Annotated in this window: 1 protein-coding gene; it reads right to left on the reverse strand. The window is 53.4% G+C overall.

Annotation, left to right across the window (positions count from 1 at the left end; all coding sequences use genetic code 11):
* A partial coding sequence (locus JCM10914_RS28010) for an AMP-binding protein (protein WP_036720600.1) occupies positions 1-3,303 on the reverse strand: 3,303 nt, incomplete at both ends.

The following is a 3,303-nucleotide window of genomic DNA, read 5'->3' on the forward strand; positions in this document are numbered from 1 at the left end:
CCCCCGTGCCATCCCAATTTCATCCCACTGACTCCAGGCGCAGCAGGACATACGCACCGGAGACTTGCCAAATTGTGCTCGGGTGAACGCTTCCATAAATCCGTTTCCGGCATTGTATATTCCCAATGTCAAACCTGGCAACAAGGTACGAGCCGATGAAAAACAAACCAGGAAAGTGCCTTCCCGCTCACGAAGCAGCTCATGCACCGCCCAAGTTCCATATACTTTAGACTCGAAGGAAGCTTCCCATTGCTCCACCGTCTGATCCCCCAGCAGTTCCTCTTCAATTGTTCCTGCTAGGTGCAATGCTCCATCCAGCGGACTGCCCCAATCTTGCTCCACACGCTCGACCGTTCTTCGCAGTTCATCCAGGTCGCTAAGTCTTACCGCACGGTATTCGATGCTACCGCCTTCGGCGGCAATCCCTTCCAACTCTTGGTAGGCTCGGATCCGTTCGGACATCCCCTCATCAGGTCCCGCCAACACCTCCGTCCAATCCTTTCGCGGCGGAAGCGGCGTCCTCCCTATCACCAGCACTCGGGCCTTATACGACCGAAGCATCTCAGCGACCAGCCGTCGTCCAATGCCCCCCAGCCCCCCACTGATCAGGTATGAACCGCCTTCACGCAGCGGGATATCTCTCACACGTTCCTCCATCTGTGTCTTTCTCAGCACGGGCACCCAGCGGACCCCTTCACGCCAAGCGACCGCTGTCTCTCCGTCCTCACTCTGCCATTCCCTCAACAGGTTGTCCCCGTCCTGCCCGACCTCTTCCCCTTTCAGGTCTACATGTCGGCACATCCATCCCGGATATTCCAATCCCATCGTCTTTACCATCCACGCCAGAGCCGCCTTATCCCATACGTTTGGCTCCCCATCCTTAACCGCCTGCATCCCTCTGGTTATCGCCGTCAGGGTCATGCCCGATCCTAGCTCGGTCGCTCCCAGTGCCTGCGCAATAAACAGTAAGCTATACACACCTTCATACTGCGCTTCCCTTAACTGCTCCACACTTTGAACTCCGTTTGCCTTCGCTTCGTAACCCCACAGGTGCATGACATGCCGCACCGCCGTCCCTTGTCTTTCCAATCCCTCAAACAGCGACGTATAGTCCGCTTTCTCCTTTGGGTTGATTCGATAATGCTTTTCATTCAGCCGCTCGAATGAACCCCCTTTTTCCACCAGCACGACCGTCTCTTCTCCAAGTGCTTTAGCGAACCTCTCACCTAAGCCTGACTCGTCCGTAAAACATACGCAGGTCCCTGTCCGGGTAACCTCCTGTTTGAAGTCCCCTGCCTGTTCCATCCACACTTGCTCATAGATCCAATCGGGTAACGTATGTTCGTTCTCCGTCCGGATGTCCCACGCTTTCATTTCCCGTTCATACTTCCCACCTAACAACCGCTTCGTTAGCTCCCCGCGTTGAATTTTCCCTGAGTTGGTTTTAGGGAACTCTTCTTTGTCCATCGCAATGACGTAGGTAGGATCAATCCCCACTAGGCGAATCAACTGCTCTCGGATCTCTGCGCCAATTCGTAACCGTGTCTCTTCATCCCTGTCTGTACTCGAAAAAAAGACGACCAGTCGGTCGCTCCCACCGGTTTGATCCGCTATCCCGCATGCGGCGGCGTAAGTCGGATCCACTCCGGTGACCTCCTCCACAAACGCCTCCACTTCATAGTTGTAGTAGTTATTTCCATTCACGATCAGGACATCCTTCTCGCGCCCGGTAAGTGTCAGTCGACCCTGCTTCAGAAATCCCAAATCCCCTGTGTGAAACCATCCGTCGTCTGTGAACACTTCCCCATTGGCCTCTGCATTATTATAATATTCCGCCATGAGGGTCGGACCCTTCACCTGCAACCGTCCGATTCGTCCTTCACGCAAAAGCCGATTGGCGCTGTCCACGATCCGAATACTCACGCCCGGTATCGGCCCGCCCAGCTCTGCAAATGATACGCTATCTCGGTCCTCCAGTCCCGCCGGACTGACGTTGCCGTTCAGTGACCCTTTACGTAATATATGGAAACCACTTGTCTCGTCATGACCGTTGAGTGTATGTGAAAATACGACCGCTGAGGAGATCTCCGACATGCCGTAAGCTGGAATCATCGCCGAAGCGTGCAACCCGTGGGGCTCTAACATCGTCAAGAAGCGCTGCGCCGTTTTGCGCATGATCTGCTCCGCTCCGTTAATCACATAACGGACAGAAGTCAGATCCCATCTTCGTTCCTTCACTGCTTCCTCTAAACTTACGATCAGATTGAATGCAAAATTAGGCGCCCATGTTACGGTCACCCGATAACGATCGATCCAATCCAACCAGCGCAAAGGCTCCGGCACAAACGCCTCTACTTTTGCGCATACTTGTGAGCATCCTGCATACACACTTGTAAGATGATACATAACCAAGCCGCCCACATGATCCAGCGGCATCCAGTTGAGCCACACATCATCTGAACTCAGTTGAAGTGCTTGTGTTTGTGATTGTGCCATTGTCGTCACGCTTTGATGGCGATGGCGTACACACTTCGGTTGTCCCGTGCTTCCCGACGTCAACAGGTTTAGCGCTTGGGACCTAGATGTCGCCGAATACATTTGTCGGGCAGGTACATGAACCAGCAACGGTTCGAGTACGACCACGCGGATATCATCCTCCGTCTCCGGCCAGCTCTTCACAGCTTCCCGCAGTTCTCCTTCCGTCGCCTCATCCGTCAGTACCAGCGGCCGCTCAAGCAACGTCCAAGCATTGTACAATTTGCTCATGGACGCATTTCGTTCATCATAATGCGTCGCTGCCCCCAATGCTGCAGGTAAGAAACCTCCCATCACGCAAGCCCAAAACGCCGTCAGAAAACTCATGTTGTCCCGAAACTGGAATAGGACTACGTCCGTCGGCTTCAGTCCCAGCGTTCGCAGTCCTGTGAGCACACATGACGCTCGGTGCCATAGTTCACTATAAGAAAGAAACCGCTCATTGCCGATTTCATTCACGATCAGAATTCCTTTGTCAGCCGATATCCGAACCGCCCGTTGCAGTGCTTCGATTAAAGTCTGAGGCTCGTCTGGCCTATTCACCAAAGCTTCTCCTTCGCTCATCGCAAGTGGGGCAGAAGAAGAAGCTTCTTCACCGCCCCCCCCTATGGAAGACACGATACTACCGTCGTGAAAACCACTCACTGGGGATATCCATTTATCCGGCAATATATCCTGAAGGTGAAGATGTGGACGCTGCTCATATTGCTCTTCTAACCAGACCGCTACTTGCTTCATGCCCACTATATTTTTAAGCTTTTGTTCGAA

Source organism: Paenibacillus sp. JCM 10914, assembly GCF_001315105.1.
In the GTDB taxonomy this organism is placed as follows: Bacteria; Bacillota; Bacilli; order Paenibacillales; family Paenibacillaceae; genus Paenibacillus_AQ.